Annotated in this window: 21 protein-coding genes; 14 read left to right on the top strand and 7 right to left on the bottom strand. The window is 66.4% G+C overall.

Annotated elements, in window-relative coordinates; all coding sequences use genetic code 11:
- Positions 1–71: 71 nt before the first annotated feature.
- The gene (locus KDW55_RS04125) at positions 72–1379 is read right to left on the bottom strand and encodes an Nramp family divalent metal transporter (RefSeq protein WP_212161162.1); all 1308 of its coding nucleotides are present in this window, start codon (positions 1377–1379) and stop codon (positions 72–74) included.
- Between the two features lie 72 nt (positions 1380–1451).
- Positions 1452–2708 (bottom strand): oxalate decarboxylase family bicupin, encoded by a 1257-nt coding sequence (locus KDW55_RS04120; protein WP_040140077.1) that lies wholly within the window; start codon positions 2706–2708, stop codon positions 1452–1454.
- A gap of 334 nt (positions 2709–3042) precedes the next feature.
- Between KDW55_RS04120 and KDW55_RS04115 the strand changes: the two genes are divergently transcribed.
- From KDW55_RS04115 to KDW55_RS04075, 9 genes are all read left to right on the top strand, one after another.
- Positions 3043–3930 carry a sap1 transcriptional regulator SapR gene (locus tag KDW55_RS04115; RefSeq protein WP_040140079.1) on the top strand — a complete coding sequence of 296 codons (888 nt, stop codon included), beginning with the start codon at positions 3043–3045 and terminating at the stop codon, positions 3928–3930.
- A gap of 17 nt (positions 3931–3947) precedes the next feature.
- Positions 3948–4511, top strand: coding sequence for a D-alanyl-D-alanine dipeptidase (gene ddpX, locus KDW55_RS04110; protein WP_209822702.1), 564 nt, complete (start codon positions 3948–3950; stop codon positions 4509–4511).
- Positions 4512–4575: 64 nt separating this feature from the next.
- Positions 4576–6177, top strand: coding sequence for an ABC transporter substrate-binding protein (locus tag KDW55_RS04105; protein WP_059547218.1), 1602 nt, complete (start codon positions 4576–4578; stop codon positions 6175–6177).
- Between the two features lie 10 nt (positions 6178–6187).
- A complete protein-coding gene (locus KDW55_RS04100; RefSeq protein ID WP_040140085.1) occupies positions 6188–7258 on the top strand; it encodes an ABC transporter permease in 1071 nt (356 codons plus the stop codon).
- 66 nt (positions 7259–7324) lie between these two features.
- Complete coding sequence (gene nikC, locus KDW55_RS04095) at positions 7325–8239, top strand: nickel transporter permease (protein ID WP_212161163.1); 915 nt, start codon at positions 7325–7327, stop codon at positions 8237–8239.
- A 1-nt stretch (position 8240) separates the two neighbouring features.
- Positions 8241–9155 carry an ABC transporter ATP-binding protein gene (locus KDW55_RS04090; RefSeq protein ID WP_212161164.1) on the top strand — a complete coding sequence of 305 codons (915 nt, stop codon included), beginning with the start codon at positions 8241–8243 and terminating at the stop codon, positions 9153–9155.
- Entirely contained in the window at positions 9152–9913 is a 762-nt protein-coding gene (locus KDW55_RS04085) for an ABC transporter ATP-binding protein (RefSeq protein WP_040140089.1), read from the top strand. Before KDW55_RS04090 ends, KDW55_RS04085 begins: the two co-directional genes overlap by 4 nt.
- 138 nt (positions 9914–10051) lie before the next feature.
- On the top strand, positions 10052–10306 hold the full coding sequence (locus KDW55_RS04080) for a GlsB/YeaQ/YmgE family stress response membrane protein (protein WP_040140091.1): 255 nt from the start codon (positions 10052–10054) through the stop codon (positions 10304–10306).
- A gap of 362 nt (positions 10307–10668) precedes the next feature.
- Positions 10669–11004: a hypothetical protein gene (locus KDW55_RS04075; RefSeq protein ID WP_040140092.1), complete on the top strand. Its 336-nt coding sequence runs from the start codon at positions 10669–10671 to the stop codon at positions 11002–11004.
- A gap of 26 nt (positions 11005–11030) precedes the next feature.
- Here the strand turns inward: KDW55_RS04075 and KDW55_RS04070 are convergent, their stop codons facing one another.
- From KDW55_RS04070 to KDW55_RS04060, 3 genes are all read right to left on the bottom strand, one after another.
- Positions 11031–11903 (bottom strand): LysR substrate-binding domain-containing protein, encoded by an 873-nt coding sequence (locus KDW55_RS04070; RefSeq protein ID WP_209822706.1) that lies wholly within the window; start codon positions 11901–11903, stop codon positions 11031–11033.
- A 97-nt stretch (positions 11904–12000) separates the two neighbouring features.
- Positions 12001–12900, bottom strand: a complete 900-nt coding sequence (gene bla / locus KDW55_RS04065; protein WP_209822707.1) for a class A beta-lactamase — start codon at positions 12898–12900, stop codon at positions 12001–12003.
- A gap of 197 nt (positions 12901–13097) precedes the next feature.
- A complete protein-coding gene (locus tag KDW55_RS04060; protein ID WP_069243082.1) occupies positions 13098–13949 on the bottom strand; it encodes a peptidoglycan DD-metalloendopeptidase family protein in 852 nt (283 codons plus the stop codon).
- A gap of 503 nt (positions 13950–14452) precedes the next feature.
- On the opposite strand from KDW55_RS04060, the gene KDW55_RS04055 reads away from it, so the two are divergent.
- The 3 genes from KDW55_RS04055 (at position 14453) to KDW55_RS04045 (ending at position 18422) form a co-directional block, all read left to right on the top strand.
- Complete coding sequence (locus tag KDW55_RS04055; protein ID WP_212161165.1) at positions 14453–15349, top strand: LysR substrate-binding domain-containing protein; 897 nt, start codon at positions 14453–14455, stop codon at positions 15347–15349.
- A gap of 53 nt (positions 15350–15402) precedes the next feature.
- Positions 15403–15789 carry an ester cyclase gene (locus KDW55_RS04050; protein WP_040140102.1) on the top strand — a complete coding sequence of 129 codons (387 nt, stop codon included), beginning with the start codon at positions 15403–15405 and terminating at the stop codon, positions 15787–15789.
- Between the two features lie 473 nt (positions 15790–16262).
- Positions 16263–18422, top strand: coding sequence for a hypothetical protein (locus KDW55_RS04045; protein ID WP_212161167.1), 2160 nt, complete (start codon positions 16263–16265; stop codon positions 18420–18422).
- Between the two features lie 272 nt (positions 18423–18694).
- Here the strand turns inward: KDW55_RS04045 and KDW55_RS04040 are convergent, their stop codons facing one another.
- Complete coding sequence (locus KDW55_RS04040; RefSeq protein WP_212161168.1) at positions 18695–19711, bottom strand: aldo/keto reductase; 1017 nt, start codon at positions 19709–19711, stop codon at positions 18695–18697.
- A gap of 144 nt (positions 19712–19855) precedes the next feature.
- On the opposite strand from KDW55_RS04040, the gene KDW55_RS04035 reads away from it, so the two are divergent.
- Positions 19856–20767: a LysR family transcriptional regulator gene (locus tag KDW55_RS04035; RefSeq protein ID WP_059547234.1), complete on the top strand. Its 912-nt coding sequence runs from the start codon at positions 19856–19858 to the stop codon at positions 20765–20767.
- Between the two features lie 50 nt (positions 20768–20817).
- On the opposite strand, the gene KDW55_RS04030 is transcribed toward KDW55_RS04035, so the two are convergent.
- Entirely contained in the window at positions 20818–21972 is a 1155-nt protein-coding gene (locus KDW55_RS04030; RefSeq protein WP_212161169.1) for a porin, read from the bottom strand.
- Between the two features lie 377 nt (positions 21973–22349).
- Between KDW55_RS04030 and KDW55_RS04025 the strand changes: the two genes are divergently transcribed.
- Positions 22350–23453, top strand: coding sequence for an OpgC domain-containing protein (locus tag KDW55_RS04025; RefSeq protein WP_212161170.1), 1104 nt, complete (start codon positions 22350–22352; stop codon positions 23451–23453).
- Positions 23454–23490: the final 37 nt, after the last annotated feature.

Below are 23490 nucleotides of genomic sequence, written 5' to 3'. Positions count from 1 at the left end.
CGACCCTGCCCGCGCGGCGGCTCCGGCTTGCCGCGCGGGTCGTACGACACCGCCTGCGCCGCGCCGGCCGTTCAGTTGAACGCCGCCCACACCAGATACGCGTTCAGTCCGACGATCACGATCGTGGCTGCACCGGCGACGATCCGCAGCGGCATCCGCATCGCGTAGCGCCCCATCACGTCCGCCCGCGCCGACAGAACGAGCAGCGCGATCATCGGCATCGGCAGCACGAAACTCAGCACGACCTGGCTCGCCACCATCGCGCGCGTGACGTCGCAGTCGCACGCGACCACTGCGAACGCCGGTGCGATCGTCACCGCACGCCGGATCCAGAGCGACATGCGACGCCGGATGAAACCCTGCATCACGACCTGCCCGGCCATCGTGCCGACTACCGAGCTCGACACGCCCGACGTCAGCAGCGCGACGAGAAACAGTACACCGGCCGCCGGCCCGAGCACGGGGATCAGCGTGTGGTACGCGTCGCCGATATCCGTCATGCCCGGCGCACTTGCATGGAACGCCGACGCGGCCATCATCACCATCGCGATGTTCACGAACCCGGCGAGGCCCAGCGCAACGATGACCTCCCGGTTCGAGAACCGCATGAGCCGGCGCCGCTCCGTGTCGTCGCGCGGTGCGATGCGATCCTGCGTGAGACCGGAGTGCAGGTACAGCGTATGCGGCATGATGGTCGCGCCGGCGATCCCGACCGCGATCGCCAGTGCCGCATGATCGGGAATCTGTGGAACCAGCAAATGGAATGCGGCTGCATGCCAGTCCTGCGGCGAGATCGCCAATTCGCCGACATAGCACGCGCCAATCACGCCGACCAGCGCCGCGATCGCCGCTTCCAGCGGCCGGAAACCACGTTTCTCGAGTGCGAGGATCGCGCAGGTCGCCAGCGCCGTCGCGATCATCCCCGCGAATAGCGACAGGTGACATAGCAACCCGAACGCGAGCGCGCCGCCGAGAAATTCGGCGAGATCGGTCGCCATCGCGGCGATCTCCGATGCGATCCACATGGCCCACACCAGCGGCGCGGGAAAATGATCGCGGCACAGTTGCGCGAGGTTGCGGCCGGTCACGATGCCGAGCTTCGCCGACATCGCCTGGAACAGCATCGCGATCGCGTTCGCGACGAGCACGACCCACAGCAGCCGGTACCCGTACGCGGCGCCTGCCTGAATGTTGGTCGCAAAGTTGCCGGGGTCCATGTAGCCGATCGAGGCGATCACGGCCGGGCCGACGAACGGCAGCAGCGCGGCGATGCCGGTGCGGCGCCCTTCCAGCGCGGCGCGCGCCGCGCCGCCGGCGCGCTCGGTGGAGAGATCGGGCAGCGCATAGCCGCTGCCGGTTTTGCTCGGGACGGGAATCATGGTCGGGTTTCCGTTGAAATGGGAATGGCCGGCCGCGGAGCGGCCCTCGGCGGCCGGCCTGTCGCTGCGGCGTTACAGCGGTACGACGTCCGGACGGTTGCGCGGAAACCGCGCGAGCACGTCGGGTGCAATGTTCAGATGCGCCTCGACCAGCTTCGGCGGCGTGTGCGCGAGCCAGTCGGACAGCGACACCTCCGCATAGCGGTCGGTCTTGAAGATTTCGAGGAACACGAGATCGGTATGGCCGGTGTTCTGCACGTAGTGCCCGAGGCTCTTCTTCACGTAACCGACGTCGCCCGCTCGAAAGTCGGCCGTTTGCGCCTTCGGCCCCGTGTCGAACACCGTCATCCGTGCTTCGCCCTGCAGGTAGTACTGCCATTCGTCGGCATTCGGGTGCCAGTGCAGTTCGCGCATGCCGCCGGGATGCACGGTGACGAGTGCCGCCGCGATCGTCTGCGATACGTTGAAGTTCGTGCTGTCGGCGATCCGCACTTCGCCGCCGCGCGTCTTCTTGAACGGCTTCATTGCGCCGAGCGAAAAGATGAACGGGTGCGGCGGCACGCCGGCCGACGACGCCGATGCGCGCTGCGCGTCCGCGAGCGGCCCCGGTTCGTCGCCCTGGAAGATCCACAGGTTGTCGAGCGGAATGTTCCTGAATGCGTCGGCCGGCACGCCGAAATTGAGCGCGAGCACGTCGGGCGGCGTATGCGCGACCCAGTCGGTCAACAGCAGCGTGTTGAATTCCGATGCGCGGCCGTTGTCGAAAGCGAGCAGGAATTCGGCGCCGTCGGTGCCGATGCCTTGCAGCGAATGCGGCAGGCCCGGCGGGAAATACCAGAGATCGCCGGTTTTCACGTCCTGCACCGACGGCCGCCCCAGCTCGTCGAGTACGGTAATCCGGCAGCGGCCGTCGAGCATGATGGCCCACTCGGCCTGCTGGTGCCAGTGCATCTCGCGAATGCCGCCACGCGTCAGCCGCATGTTGACGCCGGATATCGTTTCCGAAATCGCGAAATCGTCCTGCGTGACTTCGCGCGCCCATCCGCCATTTTGAATGCGTTTATGGGCATTATTGAACGACGCCCAGAATAACGGCATGCCGTTTATATCGGTAGCCGGCGGATCCTGAAAAGACGGAAATTGATTCGCCAATGCGGGATTTTGCGGCCCCGGATCGGTCAATCCCTGCTTGTTGCGCGCGTTTATCGCGCCTTCCGGCGGGCTGTCCGGGTTGCCGAACGAAGCGGCTTTCGCCGTGACGGCAATACCCGCGGCAGCAATCGCACCGGCCGTACTCGTCAACATCTTGCGTCGAGAAAGATTCGTCATGATTCCCTCTTCATCATTTCAAATAATCGAATATTCACTCCGGACATTCACCACTTTCCCATTTATCGAAAAGCGGCAGACCGTGACGCAAGTTAAATACAAGTCGACTTAAAAATTAAATGAATTATTAACCTGAATTAATGATTTAATCTGATCCGGTCGGCGTTTTGTAATGATTGCGAGGGCAGCGGCGCTCGCAGCGAGAACAACAGAAGCGGGGTCGCCCCCCCTATCGCTCCGCACAAGTCCATAGTTTTTATTCGCTGGCGCCGCTGATTTTGGCTTTGTTAGATACATGTCATCTAACCATCCAATGACAACGATCTAACATCCGATGACCTGCGCGTTCGCCCATACCGTCGAATCACGCTTTGCCGAGCTGACGCCGACCGCGAAGCGGATCGCCAGCTACATGCTCGCGAACCTCGATCGGCTCGGTCTCGAAACCGCCGACCAGATCGCGCAGCAGACCGGCACCAGCGGCATTTCGGTCGGGCGCTTCCTGCGGAGCGTCGGTTACCGAAATCTCGACGATCTGAAACGCGAACTGCGCGGGAGCAGCGATCGCCCGTGGATGATCACCGACCGCCTCGACGAGTACCGCCGCGCCGCCGCCACGCAAACGACGGCCGGCGCGCGCGACAGCGATCGCAGCAGCGGCACGCTCGCGTCGTCGCTCGATCGCGAACTCGACGCGATTCGGCACGTGTACCGGCTCGCCGAAGGTCCGGTGTTCGCGCAGGTCGCGGACCGGATCGCGCAGGCCGATGCCGTGTTCATCCTCGGCATCCAGTCGACCCGCGGGATCAGCAACGCGTTCAGCAGCTATCTCGAATACCTGCGCCCGCGTGTGTTCTATTCGGACGGCCAGTCGGGCTCGTACGTCGATTCGCTGAATTCCGAGTTCGAACGGCCGTACTGCATCGTCACGGACACGCGCGCCTATTCGCGCACCGCGCGCCGCTATTGCGAGGCCGCTGCCGAACGCGGCCAGCCGTTCGCGCTCGTCACCGATCTGTATTGCCCGTGGGCGCGCGAATGGCCGGCCGACCTGCTGCAGGTGAAGACCGACGTCGGCCAGTTCTGGGATTCGCTCGCGCCGCTCACCTGCCTGTTCAACCTGCTGATCACCGCCGTGGTCGACCGCCTCGGTCCCGCGATCGACCGGCGCGTCGCGCGCAACCGCGAGCTGCAGCGCACGTTCGACCAATTCGAATCCTGAGTGAACCCGGACCACCGATGAACCGTCACCACCTCGTTGAAATCACGCCCGCCACGCATCGCGTCGAGATCGATCTCGTCTACGCGACCGAGCGCAACCTGACCGGCAAGCCGATCTACCGCAACGCACACTGTCTGCTACTCGAGCCGGCCGAAGCGGCGCTGCGCCGCGCGGTCGACATCGCCGGGCAAGCCGGCTTCGTGCTGCGCATCTACGACGCGTACCGGCCGCCGCAGGCGCAGCAGGTGCTGTGGGATTTCCTGCCGGATCCGAACTTCGTCGCCGATCTCGGCCGCGGGTCGAACCACAGCCGCGGCACCGCGATCGACCTGACGCTCGTCGACGCGAACGGCGACCCGCTCGACATGGGCACGGGCTTTGACGAGATGGTGGCCGCTTCCGGCCACTTTCACGCGGGGTTGCCGGAACCCGTGCAACGCAACCGGCTGCTGTTGCTCGGCGTGATGCATGCGGCCGGCTTCGCGCATATCGACAGCGAGTGGTGGCACTACGAGCTGCCCGGTTCGCGCGCGCTGCCGCCGATCGACAACACGGCCAGCGGCCCGTGGCAGCTGATGTGACGACGCTGCACGCCCCCTTTTTCCTGCACGTTCAACGACTCAAACGACAGATGGAGAAGCGCCCATGAAATCAACGACCACCCGGCTCATCGCGGCGCTGGCCGCCGCATCGGTGCTCGCCGCCGTTCCGCTTTGCGCCGCCCGCGCGGAAACCCCGAAGGACATGTTCGTGATGGCCGCGCTGCTCGACGAGTTCACGACGCTCGACCCCGGCGAGATCTACGAGCTCGTGCCGGAGGAATACGTCGCGAACACGTACGACCGGCTCGTGCGCGTCGATCTGCGCGACCCGTCGAAATTCAACGGCGACGTCGCTCAGTCGTGGACGGTGAGCGCCGACGGGCTGACCTATACGTTCAAGCTGCGCCAGGGCCTCAAGTTCCACTCCGGCAACCCGCTGACGGCCGACGACGTCGCATGGTCGATCCAGCGCGCGGTGCTGCTCGACAAGGGCCCGGCCGCGGTGCTGACCGGCATCGGGCTCACGAAGGCCAACGTCACGGCGAACGTCAAAAAGCTCGACGACCAGACAGTGTCGATCACGACCGACCACAAGTACGCGCCGACCTTCGTGCTGAACGTGCTCGGCTCGTGGCCCGCGTCGGTGGTCGACAAGAAATTGCTGCTGTCGCACCAGCAGGGCAACGACTTCGGCAACGCATGGCTGAAGACCAACGAAGCCGGCTCCGGCGCGTACAAGCTCGTCAAGTGGTCGCCCAGCGACAGCATCGTGCTGCAGCGCTTCGACGGCTACCGGCTGCCGCTCGCGATGAAGCGCATCGTGCTGCGCCACGTGCCGGAGGCGGCAAGCCAGCGGCTGCTGCTGGAAAACGGCGACGTCGACGCGGCGCGCGACCTGAGCCCCGACGATCTCGCATCGGTCGTCAAATCCGGCAAGGCGAAGGTCGCGGCCTCGCCGCAGGCGACGCTGCTGTATCTCGGCCTGAACACGAAGAACCCGACGCTCGCGAAACCCGACGTGCAGGAAGCGCTGAAGTGGCTGGTCGACTACGCGGGAATCCAGGCCAACGTCGTGAAGACGACCTACAAGGTGCACCAGACGTTCCTGCCCGAAGGCTTCCTCGGCACGCTGAATTCGAATCCGTACAAGCTCGACGTCGCAAAGGCGAAGGCGCTGCTCGCGAAAGCCGGCGTGCCGAACGGCTTCTCGGTGACGATGGACGTGCGCAATGACTATCCGTACACCGAGATCGCGCAGGCCGTGCAGGCGAACTTCGCCCAGGCGGGTGTCAAGGTGCAGTTGATCCCTGGCGACAACAAGCAGACGCTCGCGAAATACCGCGCGCGTCAGCACGACATCTACATCGGCGAATGGTCGGCAGACTACATCGATCCGCACAGCAACGCGCAGGGCTTCGCATGGAATCCCGACAATTCCGACAAGTCCAGCTACAAGATGCTGGCCTGGCGCAACAGCTGGGACATTCCTCGACTGACGAAGGAAACCGACGCCGCGCTCGCCGAACCGACTGCCGCGCAGCGCGCGCAGCGCTACCAGGCGATGCAGAAGGAGATGCTCGCGCGCTCGCCGTTCGTAATCATGTTCGAGAAGGTCGCGCAGGTCGCGACGCGTCCCGGCGTGAGCGGGCTCGAAGTCGGGCCGATCAACGATCTCGTGTCGTACCGTAACCTGAAGAAGCAATAACGTTCCCCGCATGTCGACTCCCGCCTCCTCCCTCGAAACGCTGCGCACGCTGCCCGCGCGGAGCCCGGCCGTACGCTGGATGCTGCGCGTGCTGCGCTGGGCGCTCACGCTCGCCGTCACGTTCGCCGGGCTGCTCGCGCTGACGTTCGTGATCGGCCGCAAGGTGCCGATCGACCCCGTGCTCGCGATCCTCGGCGATCGCGCATCGGCCGAAGCGTATGCGGCCGAGCGCATCGCACTCGGCCTCGACAAGCCGCTCGTCACGCAGTTCCTGATCTACGCGCGCGACGTCCTCCACGGCAATCTCGGCATGTCGCTGCTGACGTCGAACCCCGTGCTCGACGACATCAGACGCGTGTTTCCGGCTACGCTCGAACTCGCGACGATCGCGACGCTGATCGGGATCGCGATCGGCGTGCCGCTCGGCGTCGCCGCGGCGGTAAAGCACAACCGGCCGATCGACCACATCGCCCGCTTCGTCGGCCTGATCGGCAATTCGGTGCCGGTGTTCTGGCTCGGGCTGATGGGGCTGCTGCTGTTCTATGCGCGACTGCATTGGGTCGGCGGCCCGGGCCGGCTCGATCCCGTCTACGACGGGATGGTCGATCCGCGTACGGGCAGCTTGCTGCTCGACGCGGCGCTTGCCGGCGAGTGGGACGTGTTCCGTAATGCGCTGTCGCACATTGCGCTGCCGGCCGCGATCCTCGGTTACTACTCGGTCGCGTACCTGAGCCGGATGACCCGCTCGTTCATGCTCGACCAGCTGAGCCAGGAATACATCGTCACTGCGCGCGCGAAGGGCCTGTCCGAGCGGCGGGTGATCTGGCGGCATGCGTTCGGCAACATCGCGGTGCCGCTGCTCACCGTGATCGCGCTCACGTACAGCAACCTGCTCGAAGGTTCGGTGCTGACCGAGATCGTGTTCGCATGGCCGGGGCTGGGCTCGTACCTGACCGGCGCACTCCTGAACGCCGACATGAATGCCGTGCTCGGCGCGACGCTCGTGATCGGCGTGATGTTCATCACCGTCAACCTGCTGACCGACGCGCTGTACCGCGTGTTCGATCCGCGTGCGCGCTGAGGGCCGCTTCGACATGACCGTTTCCACCCTGCATCTCGTTACACCCATGCCTGAGGCCGCCCGACCATGAACGCCGAACGTCTCACACTGCGCGCGTGGCTGCTTTCCGATGCGCCCGCATCGCGCTCGCAAGCCGCGTTCGGCCTCGCATACCGCCGCTGGCGCCGTTTCGCGACCAATCCTCTGAACCTGTTCGGGCTTGCGATCCTGGCAGCGCTGATCGTCGTCGCGATCGTCGGCCCGCTGATCATGCCGCACGACCCGCTGCGCCAGGTGCTGTCCGACCGCCTGCTGCCGCCCGGTTCCGCATCGCACTGGCTCGGCACCGACCAGCTCGGCCGGGACATCGTGTCGCGGCTGATCGGCGGCTCGCGCCTCACGCTCGGCATCGCATTGCTCGTCGTCGTGATCGTCGTGCCGATCGGCCTGCTGATCGGTACGACCGCCGGCTATTGCGGCGGCTTCGTCGACAGCGTGTTGATGCGCATCACCGATATTGCGCTCGCGTTCCCGAAGATCGTGCTCGCGCTCGCGTTCGCGGCCGCGCTCGGCCCCGGCGTGGTCAATGCGGTGGTCGCGATCTCGATCACCGCGTGGCCGGCCTATGCGCGGCTTGCTCGCGCCGAGACGATCCGCATCGCGCAGGCCGACTACATCCACGCGGCCCGGCTGCAAGGCGCATCGGGCCCGCGGATCCTGCTGCGCTACATCGTGCCGCTGTGCATGTCGTCGGTGATCGTGCGCGCGACGCTCGACATGGCCGGCATCATTCTCACCGTCGCGGGCCTCGGCTTCCTCGGGCTGGGCGCGCAGCCGCCAAGCCCGGAATGGGGCTTCATGGTCGCGTCCGGCCGCAACGTGCTGCTCGACGCATGGTGGGTCGCGACGCTGCCCGGCGCGGCGATCCTGCTCGTCAGCCTCGCGTTCAACCTGCTCGGCGACGGGCTGCGCGACGTCTTCGATCCGCGTCATGGAGCATGACATGTCATTGAATTCCTCCCACGCCGCCGCGCCGCTGTGCGAGATCAACGGCCTGAAGATCGGCTTTCGCGGGCACGACGGTGTCGTCACCGACGCGGTGCGCGACCTGTCGCTGACGCTCGCGCCCGGCGAACGGCTCGGCATCGTCGGCGAATCGGGCTCCGGCAAGTCGCTGACGGGCCGCGCGTTGCTCGGCCTGCTGCCCGAAGCCGCGCGCTGGACCGCCCGCACGATGCGCTTCGCGGGCCAGGACCTGCTCGCGATGTCCGCAGGCGAACGCCGGCGACTGTGCGGCAGCCAGATGGGGATGATCCTGCAGGACCCGAAGTATTCGCTGAATCCGGTGATGACCGTCGCAAAGCAGATGGGTGAAGCGTTCCGGCGGCACGAGCCGGGCTTGCGCGGCCGCGCGCTGCGCGAGCGGATCGTCGACGCGCTCGCGGCCGTGCAGATCCGCGATCCGGCGCGCGTCGCCGATGCGTATCCGCACGAGCTGTCGGGCGGCATGGGCCAGCGCGTGATGATCGCGATGATGGTGTCGACGGGCCCTCGCCTGCTGATCGCCGACGAGCCGACGTCCGCGCTCGACGTCGCGGTGTCGATGCAGGTGCTCGCGGTGCTCGACGCAATGATCGCGCGGCACGACACGGGCCTGATGTTCATCAGCCACGACCTGCCGCTCGTGATGTCGTTCTGCGATCGCGTCGCGGTGATGTATGCGGGCCGCGTGGTCGAAATCTGCGCCGCACGCGACCTGCGCAACGCGACGCATCCCTACACGCGCGGGCTGCTCGCGGCGAACCCGCCGCTTGCGAACCCGCCCGACGAACTGCCGGTGCTGCGGCGCGATCCGGCGTGGCTCGACGCCGCTGCGCCCGCACCGGCGTCCCGCGTATCCCAGGAGGCCGCACGATGATCGACGTCGATCACGTCTCGATTCGTTTTCCGACCCGCACGGGTCATGTCGACGCCGTGCGCGACGCGAGCTTCGCGGTGCGCGACGGCGAGGTGTTCGGTCTCGTCGGCGAATCGGGCTCCGGCAAGTCGACGCTGCTGCGCGCGCTGACGGGCCTCGTGCCCATCGCGGGCGGCAGCCTGTCGATCGACGGCCGGCCCGCCGGCGGCACACCCGAGCGTGCGTTCCGGCGGCACGTGCAGATGGTGTTTCAGGATCCGTACGCGTCGCTGCATCCACGCTTCACCGTCGACCAGACGCTGCGCGAGCCGCTGTCGATCCATGCAATCGACGATGCCGACGCGCGCATCGCGCGCGCACTGTCCGAAGTCGGGCTTGGTCCATCGTTCCGCTTCCGTTATCCGCACCAGTTGTCGGGCGGCCAGCGCCAACGCGTCGCGATCGCGCGCGCGCTGATCGTCGAGCCGCGCGTGCTGCTGCTGGACGAGCCGACGTCCGCGCTCGATGTGTCGGTGCAGGCGGAAATCCTGAACCTGCTGCGCCGGCTGCATCGCGAACGCAACCTGACGATGATCCTCGTGAGCCACAACCTTGCGGTGATCGGCTTTCTGTGCCAGCGCGTCGCGGTGATGCAGCATGGCGAGATCGTCGAACAGCTTCGCATCGAGGACGTGCGTGCCGGACAGGTCGCGCGCGACTACACGCGCACGCTGCTGCGCGCGACCGAAGGCTATCGCCGGCTCGACCCGGTCGCCTGACACGTACACGACGCGCGGGCGTGCGATACTCGGCACGCTTGCACGCCGGTGTGTCGGGGTGCCGAGCAATGGAACCCTGGCGCGCTGCGCGGGTCCATGTCGTTTCGTCAACAACTCAACAGCAACAGGGAGGCATCCATGCTGCAATTCATCGAAACCCTGGTAGTCGGGCTCATCGTCGGCCTCCTCGCCCGTGCACTGAAGCCCGGCGACGACAAGATGGGCATCGTGATGACCGTCGTGCTCGGCGTCGTCGGCTCGCTGATCGCCGGCTACGTCGGCCGCGCCGCCGGCTGGTATGCACCGGGCCAGGGCGCCGGCTGGATCGCGTCGATCATCGGCGCGATCGTGCTGCTCGTGATCGTCGGCGCGGTGCGCAAGCGCGCAAGCTGACCGCCGCATCGCGCGCCTCAATGCCGCACGGCCGCTCGTCATGCACGAGCGGCCGTTTTCTTTTGGCGAACCGGTTCGCGGGCGCGCCGATTCGTTGAGTCCTCAACGATTTACCGGCAAACGCGGCGTGCACTGACGCGCGCGGGACGCGCGTACACCACCGGCAATACCCTGACTTGCGCGCGCACAAATTTGAGATAAATTGATTTAACGAGTACGGCCTGATTTGCCAATGGCCGGTATTTCGGCTGTTTTCCTTAAGAGGTCCGATGAAATTGCCGTTTACGCATACAGCACCGCAGCGTTGACGGACTGCCATTCGAGCGGCCTCGCTGCGATGCGCTTCCTCTCTGGAGCCTGTCATGAAGCATCGCTCGTTTGCCGCGTCGTTTGCCCTGGCTGCCTCGCTTCTGGCCTCGTCTTCTTCGTTTGCCGCCGATGTGTCCGGCATCATCCACTTCACCGGCATGATCGTCGAGCCGCCGTGCTCGTTCACGCTCGACACGGCGGACGCCGCGCATCTGCGCGTGCGCCCCGACTGCCCGCGGCCGGCCAGCGGGCAGGTCGCGTTCGTCGACGCGGCGAGCCTGCGCACGATCAAGACCACGACCTTTACGCAGGCTTCGCCCGCAATCGTTTTACCGGATCGCCCGGACAACACGGGCACGCGGATGATCGCCGTCGTGACCTACCGGTAACCCGCGTTGCGGCGGGCGTTCGCGCATCAGTCGCGATGGCGCGCGATCCAGTCGCTGAACGCGCGGATCTTCTGCTGGCTGCCGACGGTTTCGGGATAGACGAAGAAATAGCGCGCGCCGGTCTCGAGCACGATGTCGAACGGCCGTTCGAGCCGCCGCGCGGCAACGTCGTCGTCGACGAGCGTCACGTCGCCGATCGCGACGCCGAAGCCCTGCATTGCCGCGTTCGTCGCGAGATCGAGCGTGTCGAAGGTCGGCCCGCGCTCCGCGTCCACCGCGCGTACACCAGCGTGATCGAGCCACGCACGCCAGTCGCGATGGTCGCGCGTCGGGTGCAGCAGCGTATGGCGCGCGAGATCGCCGACCGCGTCGAGCGGCGCCGCGTGTCGTAGCTCGGGTGCGCAGACGGGGGTCAGCCGCTCGTCGAACAGCGGCAGCGCGACCACGCCCGGCCCCGGCGACGTCCCGTAGACGACCGCCGCGTCGAACGGTTCGGTCGAGAAATCGACGACGTGCTGCCACGCGGTCGTGATCTGCACATGGAGATCGGGATGCTCGCCCTGAAAGCGCATGATGCGCGGCAGCATCCAGCGCATCACGCAAGTCGGCACCTTCAACGCGAGATCGGTGCGCTGCCGCGTGAGCTTCATCGAGATGTCCTCGATCCGCGCGAAGCTCTCGTTGACGACCGGCAGCAACTGCTCGCCCTCGGCGGTCAACGTGAGGCCCTTCGCATGCCGCTTGAACAGCGGGAAACCGTAATGCGCTTCGAGCGTCTGGATTTGCCGGCTCACCGCGCCCTGCGTGAGGCACAGCTGCTCGGCCGCGCGCGTGAAGCTGCGGTGGCGGGCCACGGTCGAGAAAATCTGCAGCGCGTGCAGGGGCGGAAGTCGGCGCATGACGGAGCGGGTAAACGGAACATCGTGCGCCGTCGACGGCGCACGCTGACCGACACGATAAGCCAAACGCCGGCTTTGCGCGAGTTGCGCCGGCTTCTCAGGCGGTCGCGGTAAGCGCGCCCGTGACGATGCGTGCTGCCGACGCGACGACGTCCGCGCGGGCCGCCGCGTCGGCAGCCGGCTGCGTGAACGACACGGCCAGCACGATCGGCGCGCGCGACGGCGGCCACAGCACCGCGACGTCGGTCGTCGTGCCGTGGCCGCCGGAGCCTGCCTTGTCGGCGATGCGCCAGCCCGGCGGCACGGCGGCCGCGATCCCGGTCGCGCCGCGCGCGCCGCCCGTCATCCATTCGGTGAGTTGCGCGCGCTGCGGCTCGCGCAGCGTGTCGCCAAGCAGCAGCCGCTGCAGCGTGTCGACCATCGCGAGCGGGGTCGACGTATCGCGCTCGTCGCCGGGCGCGGCCCGGTTCAGTTCCGGTTCCCAGCGATCGAGCCGGAACGTGGTGTCGCCGCTCTCGTGCGCGAACGACGTGACGGCCTGCGGACCGCCGAGCACGCCCATCACCAGGTTGCCCGCGCCCTTGTCGCCCGCCTGCAGCATCGCCGCGCAAAGCTGCGCGATCGTCATCCCGGTGTCGACATGGCTTTCCGTCACGGGCGAGCCGGCCACGACTTCGTAGCGGCGATACAGGACGCGGCGCGGCAGCAGCGACGCATCGAGCGAGCCGCGTGCGAGGATCGCGGCGGCCGCGACGACGGCGTAGGTGCCGCACAACGGGAAGCGTTCGCGCGCATGATGCGCGATGCGGGTGCCGCTCGACGTATCGAGCGCGGCGACGCCGAGCCGGCCGTTCGATGCCTTTTCGAGCGCGGCGAGTTCGGCCTGCGCGACATGGGCGCGCCCCTGGTCCGCGACGGGTGCCGACGAGCATGCGGCGACGAACGGGGCGGCGACGGCAGCGAGCAACAGCGAACGGCGTGTCGAAGAATGTTCCATGGATGAATGGCGTTCTGTCGGAATCGGTGGGACGAAGCAACGCATCCACGATGCGCACGTTCACGCCGACGAACGGCTTGCGACGGCCTGCGCCGCGCATTCCCGGAGACACCGTCGGCCGCGCACGCAGCGGGACTCGCATGAACAGACCGTAGCGTAGCAGCGAGCGCGGCCGCGTTCCAGCCGCGCCGTATGCGTCAGCCCTGCGATGAAGGCAGGTACGGCATCGGATTGACAGGCTTGCCGTCGCGCCGCACCTCGAACAGCAATGCGACCCGCGAGTTGTCGAGATCGCCCATCTCGGCAATCGCATCGCCCCGGCGCACGATGTCGCCGGTCTTCACGAGCAGCTTGCGGTTGTGCGCATACGCGGTCAGGAAATCCGCGTTGTGCTGGACGATGATCAGACTGCCGTAATCGTTCAGGCCGGTGCCCGCGTACATCACGCGACCGTCGGCCGCCGCGCGGACCGGGTCGCCGGGCCGGCCGGCGATCTGGATGCCGCGATTCTGGCCGGGCCGGAACCCGTCGACGATCTTGCCGCGCGCGGGCCAGGTGAGCGATACCGCGCTCGCATGCCGCTTCGTTTCCTGCACGACCTGCCGGTCGCTTGCCGTCGGCGCGCTCGCTTGCGCGCCGCCCGCCGCATTGCCCACGGCGGCCGGTGCGGCTACCTGCGTGTTGCCGCTCGCACCTGCCGCCTGCAGCGGCTGCGGCCGAACGATGCGCAGCACCTGCCCCATGCGGAGCCGGCCGCGCGCGCCCAGTTTGTTCCACGTGCGCAGATCGGCGACGCTGCAGCCGTTCGCGGACGCGATGCCCGACAACGTATCGCCGCGCTTCACCACGTATTTCTGCGCGACGAGTATGGGGGCCGGCTGCGGTACCGCGGTCGTGCCCGACGGCGCGGCGGCAGGCTGGACGGCCGGCGATCCCGCGAGCGTGTCGCTCGGCGGAGCGGACTCCGTGCTTGCACAACCGGCCATGACGAGCACGGCGGCCAGGCCGGACAGCCAGGCCGCATGGCGGTAAATCTCGCGCTGTTTCATGGACGATCGACTCCGGTTTGACAATCTTTCAAGCATCTCAAAAACGGGACGGCCGCCGTGTAACCGGATGCAAACATTGATGACAAACGATCACGAACGGGGCGCCGGCGGACACTTGCTACCGGTAATACGGTCGAATCCGGAAAAACTTGACGGTTTGCGGCGCGCATCGCGCAAATAATTCCGGTGCGGGCCAATATTTCGAACGGCTTTCAATGTGCGGGCGCGGTCGCGCTCACCGCAGCCAGTCGGCGAGTTCGGCGCACGCCCACGCGATGCCGATGCACAGGAACAACACGTGCAGCGCGATCTTGAACGACACGCCCCATGACGAATCGATACGCATGACAGTCTCCCCCGTCCCAAATGCAGGCATCTTCCGGCATCGATCGCGCCCCGAAAATGCGGAACTGGCGAACGGCGTCTCAGGCTGCGCCTGAGACCTGCGCGGCCGTTCCTGCTAACGTATCGGCCATACCAATTTCCGCGTCCATGCGCCCGCCATGCGCTTCGATTTGACCGATTTGCGGCTCTTCCTGAACATTTGCGAGGCCGGCACGATTACCGGCGGCGCCGAGCGCACCCACATCACGTTGCAGGCCGCGAGCGAGCGCATCCGCGGGATGGAGGACGAACTCGGCGTGCCGCTGTTGCACCGGACGAAGTCCGGCGCGCAGGTGACCGACGCCGGCCGCGCGCTCGAGCACCACGCACGTACGGTGCTGCAGCAGATCGACCACATGCGCGGCGAGCTCCAGCAGTACGGCCAAGGGCTGCGCGGGCATATCCGGCTGCTGTGCAATACGGCATCGCTGAGCGAGTATCTGCCCGATGCGCTCGCCGCGTATTTGCCGCATCACCCGAATCTGTCGATCAGCGTCGAGGAGCGTTCGAGCCAGGAGATCGTGCATGCGATCCGCAACAAGACGGCGGAGGTCGGCATCGTTGCCGATTCGGTCGGGCTTGCCGGGCTCGAACAGAAGCCGTTTCGCGAGGACTGGCTGATCGCGGTCGTGCCGGCCGCGCACGCGCTCGCCGCGCGCGACAAGGTCGCATTCGACGAAATCGTCGACGCGGACTTCATCGGCCTCACCGACGGCAGCGCGCTGCAGGTTCATCTCGCCGATCAGGCGCGCGCGCTCGGCAAGCGGATCCGATACCGTGTGCAGCTGAAGAGCTTCGACGCGATCTGCCGCGTGATCGAAAGCGGTGTGGGGATCGGCATCGTGTCGCGCCATGCGGCAGAGCGCGCGATGCGGACGATGAATGTACGGCTCGTCGAACTGTCCGATGCGTGGAGCCACCGCAGGCTGACGCTGTGTGCGCGCTCGTTCGACGCGCTGCCGAAGTACACGCAGGCGTTCGTGGCGTACCTGTCGGGCGGCACGCCGCCGCGCTGAACAACGCATATCGTCCGGAACGACCGGGCACGAACCGAGGAGGCACCGCAGTCATGACCGAATCCGACCTCGCGATCCGCTACCGCGCATACATCGACTGTCTGAACCGGCAGGATTGGGCGTCGCTCGGCGAGTACGTCGCCGACAACGTGATCCACAACGACCGCCCGCTCGGCCTTGCCGGCTATCGCGCGATGCTGGAACAGGATTTCCGCGACATTCCGGATCTCCGCTTCGAGATCCGTCTGCTGGTGTGCGAGCCGCCGCGTGTCGCATGCCGTCTTCGCTTTGCGTGTTCGCCGAAGGGCACGTTCATGGGGCTCGACGTCGAAGGCCGCCGGGTCACGTTCGCCGAGAACGTGTTCTATGAATTTCACGACGGCAAGATCCGGCAAGTCTGGTCGGTGATCGACAAGGCGGCGATCGAGAAGCAGCTGTAGCGTCGTCGAAACGGCGCGTTATGGCACGCGGCGGCCGGCCGCGCAATGCGCCGCGATTCATAGGGATAACGTTTTCTCTTGACCGGCATCCTGAAATTGCTTCGGTGCCGTCCACTCGTGCATCGCTTCGAGCCGTCCTCTCGCACGGCCAACAGAATAAAATACGCCGGAATTTCGCATAATCTTCGTTACGCCTCCACGCTCCTCCGTCACCGCATTCGGGTTTCCACCGCCGCATCGGATGTGAAAGTTCATTGACATCGCGCCGACCGCTGCTTAAATTAAGAAAACGTTTTCCAATGCATGAGCACGGCGCCCGTCATGGCCGCGCAGGGGAACGTTCGTTCGCTCGCTCGATTCGTGATTCAGGTCGTCCGTCCTCAAGCATCGGCAAGGCGGAAACCTGTTACGGGCACCGCGCGGCCTCGGCCAAACCCGCCCGTCCTTCACCATTATTCGAAACTGGAGACACCATGCATCCGCGCAGCAGATTCGCGCTCGGCGCCGCGCTCAGCGCTCTTTCGGTCCTGTTCGTCAGCGCCTGCGGCGGCAACGACGTGACCGACACGCCGTCAACGCCCCCCTCGTCATCGCCCGCACTTGCGTCGAATTCGCTGCAGGCGCTGGTCTACGGCGCACCCGACACCAGCGTGCCGGCCGGCGCGAGCATTCCGGTCACGATGATGGGCCAGATGCGCGCGCTGTTCGACCTGATCCGGAAATCGCCCGACTTCACGCAGGTCGTGATGGACCTCGGCGACGGCACGCCCGTCCACGTGCTCGATACGAACACCGGCGACAAATTCCTGCCCGGCAAGCTCGCGCTCGGCCTGTCGTACATCCTGATCGACATGAAGTCGAAGAACGACCCGCAATACGCGAGTTACCTTGCGACATACCAGACGATCACGACCGCGATGATGGCGCAGTCCGGCACCAACTATGCGTATGCGAACACGTCGTGGGGCGAGTACTACTACCTCGTCGCGTTGAACAACCTCAAGGCGCACGGGATGCTGAACGAAGTGTTCAGCGATGCGATGCTCGCGACGCTACAGCAGCGGCTCACCTTCTGCGACATGTTCGGCCCCGATGCGAGCGGCAAGACCAATACCTGCCCGGCCGCCGGCACGCCGATCGATATCGCGTCGCTCAACACCGCGCAGAACTACTATGCGGTGTCCTATGGAATCGCCGGGCTGCGCCAAAAGCTCGGCTGGAGCAATCCGTCGTTCGCCTCCAAGACCGATCCGGCGGTCGCGACGATGGGCGCACGCGACGCGCTGCTGTACACGCTGACGAACCACATCCACAACGACTCGTCCGGCGGATTCTCCGACGAAGCATCGAACACGCACACGACCTACTACGACCAGGCGCGCTTCGACCGCTACAGTACGCTGCTGATCGGCGAGGTGGTCGAGCGTACGTTCGAGATGGGCAACGAAGCGAATCTCACGCCGGAGCTGAAGGGCTATCTTCGCAAGTCGGTCGACTTGATCCTGCCGCAGCTGAACACGGACGGCCAGGGCTTCAACTACGGCCGGTCGATCGGCCCGTACGGCGATTCCGCGTTCATGGAAGTGCTGACGGCCGCGGCCAATGCCGGCGTGCTGACCGAGCGGGAGAAGCAGGTTGCGTATGCGTTCATCTACCAGGCCGCGCGCCGGTTCGACACGTACTGGTATGACCCGTCGCTGCCGACGCCGTCCGTGAACATGTGGGTCAAGGGCCGCGGCACCGACACGTATCGCGGCAAGCCCCGTGTGATGGGCGAAAACTTCAGCCTGCTGCACCAGTACCTGTACGTGAACGCGTGGTGGAACAAGCTCGGCTTCGGCGGAAAAGCGCCGATGCCCGACGCGGACTACCGCGCGTGGCTCGACGCACTGCCGCGCTACACGCTCACCTGGTACAACCAGCCGGGCGACGCCGCGCATCCGTACAGCGCCGCGCTGCTCACGGTGCGCGACGGCCGGCGCGTGATCAACCTGAACCTGAGCCAGGCGCCGGACTACAACTCGTACACGCCGTATTACCCCGTGCCGTTCTCCGACAAGCTGATCTACGGCACGACCGACCTCGGCTATGCGCTGCTGGTGCCGCAGGTGACCTACAACGCGAAGACCTACATTCCCGTCACGTACTACAAGAACCTGAACGTGCAGCAAAGCAACGGCCAGGTGATCGTGTCGTTCGATACGACAAAGTTCCGGCTCGCGTCGAAGAATGCCGCGTACACGACGGATCTCGACCTTCAGGTACACACGGTGCTGACGTTCGCGCACGGCACGATTTCGCGCAGCGATACGTTGAGTTCGGGCACGCTCGCCGGCAATCTCGCGGTCGAGACGGACTTCACGTCGTTCGCGGATTTCGCGTCGACGCAGGTCAATGGCGACGGCGTGTCGGTGACGTACGCGAACGGCGCCGCGACGGGCTATGCGGCATCCGGCTTCGACAACTGCGCGCTGTCCGCCTTCGACACGGCAAACGGCACGACAAATCCGCTGTCGACGACACCGATCGGGCAGCTGCATTCGAACTTCGCGTGCACGACGAAGCCGTTCGCGCTCGGCGCGGGCGCGACCCGCACGGTCGGCTGGACGCTGAAGTACGCAGACCCCGCGTAAGCGGCGTAAGCGCCGTGAGCGCCGTGAGCGCCGTGAGCGCCGTAAGCGCCGTAAGCGCCGTAAGCGCCGTAAGCGCCGTAAGCGCCGTAAGCGCCGTAAGCGCCGTGAGCATGGTAATCGCGGTCCCGTGGACGGTTCCCGAAGCCGGTTGCCGAAACCGGCTTCGGGATCATTCAGCCCCACCTGCGTTCACTTCCAACCCGATCCCGAGCGTCAATGAACCATTTCGCGACGTGCATCAGCCGGGGTGGACGCGCCCCAGCCTTCACCGCTCACGCACGCGGCGCCGGCCCCCGTTCCTGCTCGCTGTCGAGGTGAGCCATCTGCGCTGCCGGATAACGTTCGCCTGCGGCCGCCCCGGCGGGAACCGCCGTTTCGATGCGAGCCAGATCATTGACCGTTAGTTGCAACTTGGACGCCGACAACGCGTCCTGAAGCTGGGTGCGCTTGCGCGCGCCGATCAGCGGCACGATGTCGTCGCCGCGCGACAGCGCCCACGCGATCGCGATCTGCGCGGGATTGCTGCCTTTGTCGTCCGCGATCGCGCGCAGCGCATCGACCAGCGCGAGGTTGTGCACGAGGTTCTCGCCCTGGAAACGCGGGCTGGCCGCACGGAAATCGCGTGCGCCCTGTCGCGCCGCGCTCCAGCCGCCGCCGAGCAGCCCCCGCGACAGCACGCCGTACGCGGTCACGCCGATCCCCAGTTCGCGGCACGCGGGCAGAATATCCGCCTCGATCCCGCGCGACAGCAGCGAGTATTCGATCTGCAGATCGGCGATCGGCGCGACGGCGGCTGCGCGGCGAATCGTGTCGGCGCCCACTTCCGACAGCCCGATGTGCCGCACGTAGCCGGCCTTCACGAGATCTGCGATCGCGCCGACCGTCTCCTCGATCGGCACGGCCGGATCGACCCGGGCCGGCCGGTAGATGTCGATATGGTCGGCGCCGAGCCGCTTCAGCGAATACGCGACGAAGTTCCGGATTGCCTGCGGCCGCGCGTCGTAGCCGACGAACGCGCCGGCAGGATCGCGCAGCGCGCCGAACTTCACGCTGATCAGCACCTGGTCGCGCGTACGGCCGCGCAGCGCGTCGCGGATCAGCATCTCGTTGTCGCCCATTCCGTAGAAGTCGCCCGTATCGAGCAGCGTGATCCCGCTGTCGAGCGCCGCGTGCAGCGTCGCGATGCTTTCGTCCCGATCCGCCGGCCCGTACAGATCCGACATCCCCATGCAGCCGAGCCCGATCGCCGAAACCTGCGGGCCCGTGCGGCCCAGTTGACGCTTGTCCATGATGTCCGTGTCCTTGGGGTGGTAACTGAATGAACCGGATTCTGGACGCATCGTGGCGCGCAATAAACGCGAAACCCTCAACCAATTCATTCGACGCTGATTAACAATGGAGCCTGTTCCAATCCGCCACGCTCCCGCCCCCGCATGGACCATCTGCATGCAATGCGCATCTTCGCGCGCGTCGCCCATCTCGGCAGTTTCACGAAAGCGGCCGAGCAACTGCAATTGCCGCGTCCGACGGTCAGCAACGCCGTCCAGTATCTGGAAAAGCACCTGAAGGTGCGCCTGCTGCAACGGACCACGCGGCGCGTTGCGCTGACCGCCGAAGGCGCGACCTACTACGAACGCTGCACGCGGCTGCTGGCCGATCTCGACGATGCCGAGACGCTGTTCGACGACGCGGGCGCATCGCCGCGCGGCGTGATTCGCGTCGATCTGCCCGAGCGCTTCGCGCTGAACCAGGTGATTCCGGCGCTGCCGGATTTCCACGCGCGCTATCCCGACCTGCGCGTCATGCTCGGCACGACGGACCGCTTCGTCGATCTCGTCGCCGACGGCATCGACTGCGCGGTGCGAGTCGGCGTGCTGTCCGACACGTCGCTGGTCGCGCGCCGCATCGGCGAGCTCGCGCAGATCAACTGCGCGTCGCCCGAGTATCTCGCGCGGCACGGCACGCCCCGCTCGCCGGACGATCTGCCGGACCACGTCGCCATCGGCTATTTCTCGAGCCGCACGGGCCGCGAACTGGAGTGGGAATATACGGACATGGATACGGGCGCGCTGCAGACGGTGAAGATGCGCAGTGTCGTCGCGGTCAACAGTTCGCAGGCGTATCTCGCGTGCTGTGTCGCGGGCCTCGGGCTGATCCAGGCGCCGCGCGAAGGACTCGCGCCGCTGCTCGACGGCGGCTCGCTGGTCGAGGTGCTCCCGGAATGGCAGGCGCCGCCGTTGCCGGTATCGGTCGTGTTTCCGCACGGCCGGCATCTGGCGCCGCGCGTGCGGATTTTCGTCGACTGGCTTGCGGACACGCTCGGCGATCCGGGCCGGGCGGGATGACGGCCGCCGGCGCCGCGCGATCCGTCGCGCCGCGCCGGCTGGTCAAAACATCAGAACTTGTGGCGAATTGCGGCGCGCACCGCGAACTGATTCGACGATGACGACGGGCCGTCCGTGCCGACCACGTAGCCGCCGTCGGCCGCGGTGCCCGTCTTGTCGCCGCCGACCTTCTGCCATGCGCCCTGCAGATAGACGTCGGTCCGCTTCGACAGGCTGTAGTCGGCCATCAGCCCGACCGTGTGGTACTTGGGCTTGAACGACCCGGCCGCGGCGTCGAACTTGCCGTCCGTGTACACGTACTGCGCACCCAGGTAAAAATCGGGCGTGAGCTGATACTTGCCGTTGATCTCGAAGTTCTGGAACTTGGTCGCGCTCAGCCCGAGGCCCGAGAACGTCGACGCCGGCAGATAAACGGTCGACACCGGGTTCTTCACGTCGGTCTTCGTGTAGACGAAACCGACCGTCGCCGGGCCGAACGTGTAGTTGATCCCGCCGCCGAAGATGCGCAGCCGGTCGGCGACGAAATTCGCGTCGTCGGCCGCGATCGCGCCCGCGTTGCCGACGCCCGGACTGTTCGCCTGCAGGTACGCCGCGGCGACCTGCAGCCCGGCGAGCGAATATTGCGCGCCCATGCTGTACTGCCGATTGGCCGAGAAGCCGGTGCTGTTGCTGAAGCTGTAGGTGCCGCCGAACGACAGCCCGTTCCAGTCGGCGCTCGCGTACTTGACCGTATTGTTGACGCGGAACGAGTTGTCCGTGTTGTCGTTGTCGAACGGATGCGAGAACAGCGTGCCGCCCCAGTTGCCGTTCGCGGTCAGCGGCGCAAGGTAATCGACGACGGCGTCGTACTGGCGGCCGAAGCTCAGCGTACCGAAGCGCGACGCGCTCAGCCCGACGAATGCCTGGCGGCCGAACATGCGGCCGCCCTGGTTGAGCCGGCCGTTGTTCACGTCGAAGCCGTTTTCCAGCGTAAAGACGGCCTTCAGCCCGCCGCCGAGATCCTCGCTGCCCTTCAGGCCCCAACGGCTGCCCTGCGCATAGCCGCTTGCGAGCTGGTAGTCGGTTTTTCCGACCCCATTTACGTTCACGTTGTTCGTGTAGTTGAAGCCTTCGTCGATCAAGCCGTACAGCGTGACGCTATCCTGCGCGAACGCCGGCGCGGCGACGGCGGCCAGCGCGGCGGCAAAAATGACGTGCTGCTTCATGACGAATCTCCGGAGCCGGGGGCCGGGCATGTCATTCGCCCGGCGATCGTTGGTCTGTTTATGTCGGTGGCCCGCAGGGCGGACAACGCGGTGTGCGGCCGCGAGGACAAAATGGTGTCACGTCGCAAATCGCTCGTCCATCGGCACGTGGGCGAGCCGTGCAAAGCGTTGCGCCGCTCCAACTGGGGGCCGCATCGCCGTCCGGGCAGCCTTGCCGGACGCGGCCTCCCGGCTAGCCATCCGCGTAAACCCGGGTAGCGTCGCATCGGTGGCACAATGCGCATCCGTTCGTCATTTTTTCACGAAGTCATGCTTCACCCCGACTCACCCGCGGCACGTGCCGGCCGCGCCCGCGACACGCGCAGGGAGGCGGCCCGATGACCGCCGCAGCCCGGGCCGGCCGCTACGCCGAGCTCGATTTCTTCCGCGGCCTGGTGCTGCTCGTGATCGTCGTCGACCATATCGGCGGCAGCATCCTGTCGCGCGTCACGCTGCATGCGTACGCGCTGTGCGACGCGGCCGAAGTGTTCGTGTTCCTCGGCGGTTTCGCGACCGCCATCGCGTACAACTCGCTCGCCGAACGCCACGACGAGGCCGCCGCGCGCCAGCGCTTTATCCGGCGCGCGTTCGAGATCTACCGTGCGTTTCTCGTGACGGCCGGCCTGATGCTGCTGATCACCGCCGTGCTGAACGCGTTCGCGATCGACGGCCCGAACATGCCGACCAACGACCTCGACGGCCTGCTGCACAAGCCGCTCGCCGCGCTGCGCGACATCCTGCTGTTCCGCCGCCAGCCGTATCTCGCGTCGGTGCTGCCGATGTATGCGTTCTTCGCGCTGCTCGCGCCGCTCGCGCTGCCGCTCGCGCGCACGCAGCCGTGGCTGATGCTCGCGTTCAGTGCGTCGCTGTGGTACGCGGCGCCGCACGCCGCGCGCTTCCTGCCGACCGTCGAAGGCGCGCCGTGGGACTTCAATCCGTTCGCGTGGCAGTTCCTGTTCGTGCTCGGCGTGATCGCGCGCTGCCAGCCCGTCTACCAGACGCTCGCGCCGAAGCCGCAAGGCTGGCTGCTGACGGCCGCGGCGCTCGCGATCGTCGCGGCCGGCGCGTATTACCGGCTGCGCGTCGAGCCGTTCCCCACCGATCCGTCGATCAAGCAGAATCTCGGCGCGCTGCGGCTCGCGAACTTCCTCGCGATCGCGTGGCTCGCGGCCAAGCTCGTACACCTCGGATGGATGAAGAAGGTCGCGCATGCGATGCCATGGATCGGTACGATCGGACGCCAGGGACTGCTCTGCTTCGTCGCCGGCACAGGCATCTCGCTCGCGGTGGACTCGCTGCTTTACCAGGCGACCGAAGGCTACCTGGACGTGCCGCTCGGCCTGACCGCCGACGTCGTCGCGATGGGGCTGCTGTATCTCGTCGCGAAGCTCTACGCGCCGCTGGTGTCGCGGCTGCCGTTCCCGTTCCGCGCGCGGCGATGATGCGCCGCGCGGTCATGCGCCGCTGCTACGATAGCGG

This window comes from Burkholderia sp. AU19243, assembly GCF_018148075.1.
GTDB lineage: Bacteria > Pseudomonadota > Gammaproteobacteria > Burkholderiales > Burkholderiaceae > Burkholderia > Burkholderia latens_A.
Note: the sequence above shows the minus strand (reverse complement) of the source record. Positions and strands in the feature narration are given on the sequence as shown.

Excerpts from the sequence above, each read along its gene's own strand:
- KDW55_RS04125 (WP_212161162.1), bottom strand. The coding sequence starts at position 1,379 with ATGATTCCCGTCCCGAGCAAAACCGGCAGCGGCTATGCGCTGCCCGAT.
- KDW55_RS04120 (WP_040140077.1), bottom strand. The coding sequence starts at position 2,708 with ATGACGAATCTTTCTCGACGCAAGATGTTGACGAGTACGGCCGGTGCG.
- KDW55_RS04115 (WP_040140079.1), top strand. The coding sequence starts at position 3,043 with ATGACCTGCGCGTTCGCCCATACCGTCGAATCACGCTTTGCCGAGCTG.
- ddpX (WP_209822702.1), top strand. The coding sequence starts at position 3,948 with ATGAACCGTCACCACCTCGTTGAAATCACGCCCGCCACGCATCGCGTC.
- KDW55_RS04105 (WP_059547218.1), top strand. The coding sequence starts at position 4,576 with ATGAAATCAACGACCACCCGGCTCATCGCGGCGCTGGCCGCCGCATCG.
- KDW55_RS04100 (WP_040140085.1), top strand. The coding sequence starts at position 6,188 with ATGTCGACTCCCGCCTCCTCCCTCGAAACGCTGCGCACGCTGCCCGCG.
- nikC (WP_212161163.1), top strand. The coding sequence starts at position 7,325 with ATGAACGCCGAACGTCTCACACTGCGCGCGTGGCTGCTTTCCGATGCG.
- KDW55_RS04090 (WP_212161164.1), top strand. The coding sequence starts at position 8,241 with ATGTCATTGAATTCCTCCCACGCCGCCGCGCCGCTGTGCGAGATCAAC.
- KDW55_RS04085 (WP_040140089.1), top strand. The coding sequence starts at position 9,152 with ATGATCGACGTCGATCACGTCTCGATTCGTTTTCCGACCCGCACGGGT.
- KDW55_RS04080 (WP_040140091.1), top strand. The coding sequence starts at position 10,052 with ATGCTGCAATTCATCGAAACCCTGGTAGTCGGGCTCATCGTCGGCCTC.
- KDW55_RS04075 (WP_040140092.1), top strand. The coding sequence starts at position 10,669 with ATGAAGCATCGCTCGTTTGCCGCGTCGTTTGCCCTGGCTGCCTCGCTT.
- KDW55_RS04070 (WP_209822706.1), bottom strand. The coding sequence starts at position 11,903 with ATGCGCCGACTTCCGCCCCTGCACGCGCTGCAGATTTTCTCGACCGTG.
- bla (WP_209822707.1), bottom strand. The coding sequence starts at position 12,900 with ATGGAACATTCTTCGACACGCCGTTCGCTGTTGCTCGCTGCCGTCGCC.
- KDW55_RS04060 (WP_069243082.1), bottom strand. The coding sequence starts at position 13,949 with ATGAAACAGCGCGAGATTTACCGCCATGCGGCCTGGCTGTCCGGCCTG.
- KDW55_RS04055 (WP_212161165.1), top strand. The coding sequence starts at position 14,453 with ATGCGCTTCGATTTGACCGATTTGCGGCTCTTCCTGAACATTTGCGAG.
- KDW55_RS04050 (WP_040140102.1), top strand. The coding sequence starts at position 15,403 with ATGACCGAATCCGACCTCGCGATCCGCTACCGCGCATACATCGACTGT.
- KDW55_RS04045 (WP_212161167.1), top strand. The coding sequence starts at position 16,263 with ATGCATCCGCGCAGCAGATTCGCGCTCGGCGCCGCGCTCAGCGCTCTT.
- KDW55_RS04040 (WP_212161168.1), bottom strand. The coding sequence starts at position 19,711 with ATGGACAAGCGTCAACTGGGCCGCACGGGCCCGCAGGTTTCGGCGATC.
- KDW55_RS04035 (WP_059547234.1), top strand. The coding sequence starts at position 19,856 with ATGGACCATCTGCATGCAATGCGCATCTTCGCGCGCGTCGCCCATCTC.
- KDW55_RS04030 (WP_212161169.1), bottom strand. The coding sequence starts at position 21,972 with ATGAAGCAGCACGTCATTTTTGCCGCCGCGCTGGCCGCCGTCGCCGCG.
- KDW55_RS04025 (WP_212161170.1), top strand. The coding sequence starts at position 22,350 with ATGACCGCCGCAGCCCGGGCCGGCCGCTACGCCGAGCTCGATTTCTTC.